6 protein-coding genes are annotated in these 6,639 nt (G+C 58.3%); 1 reads left to right on the top strand and 5 read right to left on the bottom strand.

Annotated elements, in window-relative coordinates; translation table 11 throughout:
• Nucleotides 1-108: 108 nt before the first annotated feature.
• On the top strand, nt 109-624 hold the full coding sequence (locus N1078_RS06130; protein WP_274087312.1) for a GspH/FimT family pseudopilin: 516 nt from the start codon (nt 109-111) through the stop codon (nt 622-624).
• A 108-nt stretch (nt 625-732) separates the two neighbouring features.
• Here the strand turns inward: N1078_RS06130 and ispH are convergent, their stop codons facing one another.
• The 5 genes from ispH to ribF form a co-directional block, all read right to left on the bottom strand.
• Nucleotides 733-1,677 (bottom strand): 4-hydroxy-3-methylbut-2-enyl diphosphate reductase, encoded by a 945-nt coding sequence (gene ispH / locus N1078_RS06125; RefSeq protein ID WP_274087311.1) that lies wholly within the window; start codon nt 1,675-1,677, stop codon nt 733-735.
• 202 nt (nt 1,678-1,879) lie between these two features.
• Complete coding sequence (locus N1078_RS06120; protein WP_274087310.1) at nt 1,880-2,332, bottom strand: FKBP-type peptidyl-prolyl cis-trans isomerase; 453 nt, start codon at nt 2,330-2,332, stop codon at nt 1,880-1,882.
• Complete coding sequence (lspA, locus tag N1078_RS06115; protein WP_274087309.1) at nt 2,325-2,849, bottom strand: signal peptidase II; 525 nt, start codon at nt 2,847-2,849, stop codon at nt 2,325-2,327. The genes N1078_RS06120 and lspA overlap by 8 nt, the downstream gene beginning before the upstream one ends.
• Nucleotides 2,842-5,676, bottom strand: a complete 2,835-nt coding sequence (ileS, locus tag N1078_RS06110) for an isoleucine--tRNA ligase (RefSeq protein WP_274087308.1) — start codon at nt 5,674-5,676, stop codon at nt 2,842-2,844. Before ileS ends, lspA begins: the two co-directional genes overlap by 8 nt.
• A 33-nt stretch (nt 5,677-5,709) precedes the next feature.
• Entirely contained in the window at nt 5,710-6,636 is a 927-nt protein-coding gene (ribF, locus tag N1078_RS06105; protein WP_274087307.1) for a bifunctional riboflavin kinase/FAD synthetase, read from the bottom strand.
• Nucleotides 6,637-6,639: the final 3 nt, after the last annotated feature.

The raw sequence follows: 6,639 nt of genomic DNA, 5'->3' as shown, positions 1-6,639 counted from the left end.
CGCGTCCGCTTAAAAATACGCGGACACCATCGCCCTTAATGCTGGAGTTCGGAAGGTGACTTGGCTGGACGCTTACGGATCACGCACGACCTAGGAGGCAGGGATGCCATGCGTTACAACACTCGCGCCTTTACGCTTCCCGAATTACTCACCACCCTCGCGATCCTTGCCGTGCTAGCAAGTATTGGGGTGCCTGGCAGCTTGCAGTTTATGGATAATCAAAAGTTGATCACAACAAGCAACAACCTCGCTGCAGACTTGGTGCTAGCACGCAGCGAATCTATCAAGCGACGACAGCCGGTGCTGGTCGACAATGGCGATGGTGACTGGCAGAGCGGCTGGCAAGTGTACGTAGACCTAAACCACAACGCCCTGCTGGACGAAGGTGAGCCCTTACTCCGCCAAGGCCAGTCTCTTGACAAGAGTGTGATTGCCAAAGGCAACACTCCGGTCAGACGTTATATCCGCTATACGCCGTCTGGCGGAAGCCATCTACTCAGTGGCGCATTTCAGGCAGGCACGTTGTTCATTTGCCATGCAAGCGGCAAATATACCGTCAGGCAGTTGATCTTAAGCGCTACAGGCCGGGTACGCAGACAAAAAAGCCCTCCAGAACACTGCTGAATATGCCAGCAGGCCATTCACTTCGGACAACTTACCAATCGGAACCTGCGAAACAGACTCCTAGCAGGCAGTCGCTCTGCACCAAGGGTGCACATCTTTTTCACAAACTCAGAGCTGTGTCACCCGCAACTCTTTCGGCATCGAAAATGTTACATTCTCCGGCCGCCCGTCCAGCTCTTGCGCATTCGTTGCGCCCCACACTCCAAGCTGCTGAATCACGCCCTGCACCAATACTTCCGGGGCGGATGCGCCGGCAGTAATCCCGATACCGGCTACACCCGCAAACCACTCCTGCTTTAGGTCCTCGGCGCCATCGATCAGGTAGGCTGGCGTCCCCATGCGCTCGGCCAGTTCGCGCAGGCGGTTGGAGTTGGAGCTGTTGGGACTGCCGACGACCAGCAGCACATCGCACTCCGCGGCGAGCTGTTTGACTGCATCCTGGCGGTTTTGGGTGGCGTAGCAGATGTCGTCCTTGCGTGGACCACCGATTGCGGGGTACTTGCTGCGCAGGGCGTCGATGACCTTACTGGTGTCATCCATGGACAGCGTGGTCTGGGTGACGAAGGCCAGGGCATCAGGGTGGCGCACCTGCAGCGCAGCCACATCCTCTTCGTCCTCGACCAGGTAGATAGCGCCGCCGTTGCTGGCGTCGTACTGGCCCATGGTGCCTTCGACTTCCGGGTGGCCTTCATGGCCGATGAGGATGCATTCGCGCCCCTCGCGGCTGTAGCGCACCACTTCCATATGCACCTTGGTGACCAGCGGGCAGGTGGCGTCGAATATCTTCAAACCACGGCGTTCGGCTTCGCTGCGCACGGCCTGCGAGACGCCATGGGCACTGAAGATCACGATGACATCGTCAGGAATCTGATCCAGTTCTTCAACGAAAACGGCGCCACGTGAACGCAGGTCTTCCACCACAAATTTGTTATGGACCACTTCGTGGCGCACATAAATAGGCGGACCGAAGACTTCCAGGGCGCGATTGACGATCTCAATGGCGCGGTCGACACCGGCACAGAAGCCACGGGGGTTGGCGAGTTTGATATGCATGCGGGTTATCTCGGCGCGCGTAAACGAAAGTTGCCGCGGTTTGGGTTAGCGGCACATTGCCGCATAAGCCACGAATACCGCGCAGCCCAACAGCACGGTACCTGACATACGAACCATGGCGGGTTAAAGCGCGACAAATAACCTGCTCCAGGCTCAAGTTCAGCCTGCGCGCCTAACCCACCCTACAACGATAGAGCGCCGATCAGAGCGCTTTAACCTCGATGATTTCCACATCGAAGCTCAGCGCCTTGCCAGCCAGCGGGTGATTGAAGTCGATGGTGACTTGGCTGTCATCAAAATCTTTAACCACGCCAGGCAGCTCAGCATTGGCAGCATCATTGAAGATCACCAGCAAGCCTTCAGACAGCTCCATATCCTGAAACTGGCTGCGCGGCATGACCTGGATGTTTTGTGGGTTGCCCTGGCCGAAGCCCTGCTCTGGGCTGATCTCTAGGCTGCGTTTGTCGCCCGCCTTCAAGCCGTAAATGGCCTGTTCGAAACCAGGCAATAAATTGCCGTCACCGACTTTAAAGGTCGCGGGGCTTTTATCGAAGGTGCTGTCGACCACATCACCATTGCCCAATTTGAGGGCGAAATGCAGGGTAACTTCCTTGTCCGGGCCGATACGCTGCTCTTGGATGACAGACTCAGTCATGGGCTACTTCTCCGGACTTATCACTTTTAAACATATCCAGCGCCAACAGGATTGCACCGCCAGTAATCGCCATATCAGCCACATTGAAGGCAGGGAAATACCAGCGGTGTTGCCAGTGCACCAAAATGAAGTCGACCACATGGCCAAACACCACGCGGTCCACCAAATTACCCAGTGCGCCACCCAGCACCAAGGCCAAGGCAACGGCTAGCCAGGTTTCGCTTGGCTTAAGACGCTTGAGCCAGACCACCAGCACCACGCTCACTACCAGCGCAATCGCGGCAAAGAACCAGCGTTGCCAGCCCGCTGCATCCGCCAGGAAGCTGAAGGCCGCGCCGGTGTTATAGGCCAGGGTCCAGCTGAAGTAATCCGGGATGATCACAATTTGCTGGTACATGCTCAGGCTGTTGTCAAAATAGAACTTGCTCGCCTGATCGACCACAAACACCAGCAGGCTCAGCCACAGCCAAGCCAAATGCCCGAAGCGACTGGCGTTAGGCCGGCCGTTGTTAAGCATAGTGACGAACCTCGCCAGCGCCTTCGATATTGTCCACACAGCGACCGCAGATTAGCGGATGAGCCGGGTTTACCCCGACATCCTCGCGGTGATGCCAGCAACGGCCGCACTTGGCATGGCCGGACTTCAACACTTTCAGTTTAAGACCTGCAACCTCGGTCACCACAGCATCCTCTGGCGCAGCGCTGAGCGGTGCGAGGCTGGCGGTGGAGGTAATCAGCACGAAGCGCAGTTCATTACCGAGCTTATTCAGATCCGCGATCAAGCTGTCTTCGGCATACAGAGTGACTTCGGCCTGCAGGTTACCGCCGATGGCCTTGGCCGCCCGCAGGTTTTCCATTTCCTTGTTCACCGCAACTTTGACCGCCATGACCCGTTCCCAGAACTCGCGACTCAGTGCGAAGTCCTGTGGCATTTCGCTAAGGCCCTGGTACCAGCCATTGAGCATTACCGACTCATTACGCTCACCCGGCAGGTACTGCCAAAGCTCATCAGCCGTGAACGACAACACCGGCGCAATCCAGCGCACCAACGCTTCAACGATATGGAACATAGCGGTCTGGCAGGAACGACGCGCCACGCTGTCGGCGGCGGTGGTGTACTGACGGTCCTTGATGATGTCGAGGTAGAAGCCGCCCAGCTCCTGCACACAGAAGTTGTGCACCTTCTGGTAGACGTTCCAGAAGCGGTAGCTGTCGTAGGCCTCTTCAATTTCTCGCTGCAGCAGCAACGCCCGGTCCACCGCCCAGCGATCCAGTGCCAACATCTCATCGACCGGCAGCAAGTGCTCTTTAGGGTCGAAGCCACTGAGGTTGGAAAGCAGGAAGCGCGCGGTGTTGCGGATACGCCGGTAGGCGTCAGCACTGCGCTGCAGAATCAGGTCAGAGACGGCCATCTCGCCCGAGTAATCGGTGGACGAGACCCAAAGACGCAAGATGTCGGCCCCCAAACTGTCGATAACCTTTTGCGGCGCGACAACGTTGCCAAGGGACTTGGATTGCTTACGGCCCTGTTCGTCGACAGTAAAGCCGTGGGTCAGCAGCTCTTTGTATGGTGCGTGGCCGTCAATCGCGCAGCCGGTCAGCAGTGAGGAATGGAACCAGCCACGGTGCTGGTCAGAACCTTCGAGGTACAAGTCGGCAACGGGGCCATTGGCATGCGCCAACTCGGCGTGCGAACCACGCAAAACGTGCCAGTGAGTCGTGCCCGAGTCGAACCACACGTCCAGGGTGTCGCGGCTCTTGTCGTACTGCCCGGCTTCATCACCCAGCAACTCGGCAGCGTCGAGCTTGAACCAGGCTTCGATGCCCTCCTGCTCAACACGCTGCGCCACCACCTCCATCAACTCAACGGTACGTGGGTGCAGCTCACCGCTTTCTTTGTGGGTGAAGAACGGGATCGGCACACCCCAGTTACGCTGACGCGAGATACACCAGTCAGGACGGCCGGCAATCATGCTGTGCAGGCGCGCCTGGCCCCACGCTGGAACAAATTGGGTTTCTTCAATAGCGGCCAGCGAACGCTCACGCAGGGTGGCGCCCTCATTCGGCTGCTTATCCATGCCGATAAACCACTGCGCGGTCGCACGGTAGATCAGCGGTGTCTTGTGGCGCCAGCAGTGCATGTAGCTGTGCTGGATGGCTTCGTGCTTGAGCAGCGCACCGACTTCTTCCAGCTTGGCAACGATATTCGGATTGGCCTTCCAGATGAACTGACCGCCGAAGAATGGCAGCGACTCGGCATACACACCGTTGCTCTGCACCGGATTGAAGATCTCATCGTTGCTCATGCCGTACTGCTTGCAGGTACGGAAGTCGTCCTCACCATAGGCCGGCGCCGAGTGAACCACGCCAGTACCGGCGCCCAACTCGACATACTCCGCTAGGTAGACTGGCGAGAGACGCTCGTAGAACGGGTGACGGAAATTGATCAGGTCCAGCGCAGCACCCGCCGCAGTGGCAATTACCTCACCCTGCAGGCCATAACGTTGCAGGCTGCTTTCGACCATTTCTTCAGCCAGCAGCAGCAGACGATCGCCGACATCCACCAGGGCGTAATTGAACTCCGGATGCACGTTCAGCGCCTGGTTGGCGGGGATCGTCCAGGGCGTGGTGGTCCAGATGACGATGCTGGCGGGCTTGCTCAAGCCGGACAGACCAAAAGCGGCGGCCAGCTTGTCGGTATCCACGACGGGGAAGGCTACGTCGATTGCATCGGACTTCTTGTCCTGGTATTCGACCTCAGCCTCAGCCAATGCCGAGCCGCAATCGAAGCAGAAGTTAACCGGCTTCAGGCCCTTGAACACGAAGCCTTTCTTGACGATCTCCGCCAAGGCGCGGATCTCACCGGCCTCGTTGGCGAAGTTCATGGTCAGATAGGGATTGTCCCACTCGCCCAGTACGCCCAAACGGATGAAGTTACCCTTCTGCTCTTCAACCTGCTCGCCGGCATACGTGCGGCAGCGCTCGCGGGTCAGATCAGCAGGCTGATTCTTGCCAAAAGTAGTTTCGACCTTGTGCTCGATCGGCAGACCATGGCAATCCCAGCCCGGCACGTAAGGCGCGTCATAGCCGGCCAGGGTCTTGGAGCGTGTGATGATGTCTTTGAGAATTTTGTTCAGCGCATGACCGATGTGAATGCTGCCGTTCGCATAAGGCGGGCCGTCATGCAGAACGAATTTCGGCCGACCTTCGCCCTTAGCACGTAGCTTCTGATACAGGCCAATATCATTCCAACGCTGCAGAATCTGTGGCTCGCGCTGCGGCAGACCGGCTTTCATCGGGAATTGGGTATCAGGCAGATTCAGCGTGGCTTTGTAGTCGGTCATTTCAGGCTCTTCTAAGCGGTTGGCGCTATGTGTTTAAGCGCACCAATAGGCGCGGGCGGCGACAATATCGGCAGCAATTGCCGTCTTCAGTGCCTCAAGCGAGGCGAAACGCTGCTCATCACGCAGCTTGCGGTGGAAAGCCACCGTTAAACGCCGGCCATATAAATCACCGGCAAAGTCCAGCACGTGCACTTCCAGGTGGGCACTGCCATCACCTGCAACACTCGGTCGCACTCCGATGTTGGCGACACCCGGCCAGGTCTGGCCGTCGATTTCGGTACTGACCAGATACACCCCACGCAGCGGTACACGCTTGCGTTTGAGCTGCACGTTGGCCGTTGGCGCATCCAGCTGACGCCCCAACTTCTGCCCATGCAACACCCGCCCGGCGATCTGGAAGGGCCGCCCAAGCAGGTGCTGCGCCAGGGCAAAATCACCGGCATTGAGCGCTTCACGCACGCGCGTACTGCTGACGCGAATACCGTCCAGTTCAACCGTGCTGGCGGCCTCAACGCTAAAGCCTTCACGCTCACCGGCCTCGGCCAGAAAGGCGAAATCGCCAGCGCGATCACAGCCAAAACGGAAGTCATCACCCACTTCCAAGTGCTGCACACCGAGGCCGTCCACCAGCACACGCTGGACAAACTCAGCAGCACTCAGCTCACGCAGGCGACGGTTGAAACTCAGGCACAGCACTCGGTCGACGCCTTCAGCGGCCAGCAACGCCAGCTTGTCACGCAAGCGCGCCAAACGTGCCGGGGCACTCTCCGGGGCAAAAAACTCACGCGGCTGCGGTTCGAAAATCAACACGCAACTGGGCACGCCAAGCTCGGCGGCGCGCTCACGCAAACGCGCCAAGATGGCCTGATGACCACGATGGACGCCGTCGAAATTACCAATGGTGGCAACACAGCCCCGATGTTGGGGCCGCAGATTGTGTAGGCCTCGAACCAGCTGCATAAC

The sequence above is a fragment of the Pseudomonas sp. MIL19 genome (assembly GCF_028680365.1).
Classification (GTDB): domain Bacteria; phylum Pseudomonadota; class Gammaproteobacteria; order Pseudomonadales; family Pseudomonadaceae; genus Aquipseudomonas; species Aquipseudomonas spirodelae.
Note: the sequence above shows the minus strand (reverse complement) of the source record. Positions and strands in the feature narration are given on the sequence as shown.

What these genes read in the sequence shown, in the direction of transcription:
- N1078_RS06130 (WP_274087312.1), top strand. Translation starts at nt 109, where the DNA reads ATGCGTTACAACACTCGCGCCTTTACGCTTCCCGAATTACTCACCACC.
- ispH (WP_274087311.1), bottom strand. Translation starts at nt 1,677, where the DNA reads ATGCATATCAAACTCGCCAACCCCCGTGGCTTCTGTGCCGGTGTCGAC.
- N1078_RS06120 (WP_274087310.1), bottom strand. Translation starts at nt 2,332, where the DNA reads ATGACTGAGTCTGTCATCCAAGAGCAGCGTATCGGCCCGGACAAGGAA.
- lspA (WP_274087309.1), bottom strand. Translation starts at nt 2,849, where the DNA reads ATGCTTAACAACGGCCGGCCTAACGCCAGTCGCTTCGGGCATTTGGCT.
- ileS (WP_274087308.1), bottom strand. Translation starts at nt 5,676, where the DNA reads ATGACCGACTACAAAGCCACGCTGAATCTGCCTGATACCCAATTCCCG.
- ribF (WP_274087307.1), bottom strand. Translation starts at nt 6,636, where the DNA reads ATGCAGCTGGTTCGAGGCCTACACAATCTGCGGCCCCAACATCGGGGC.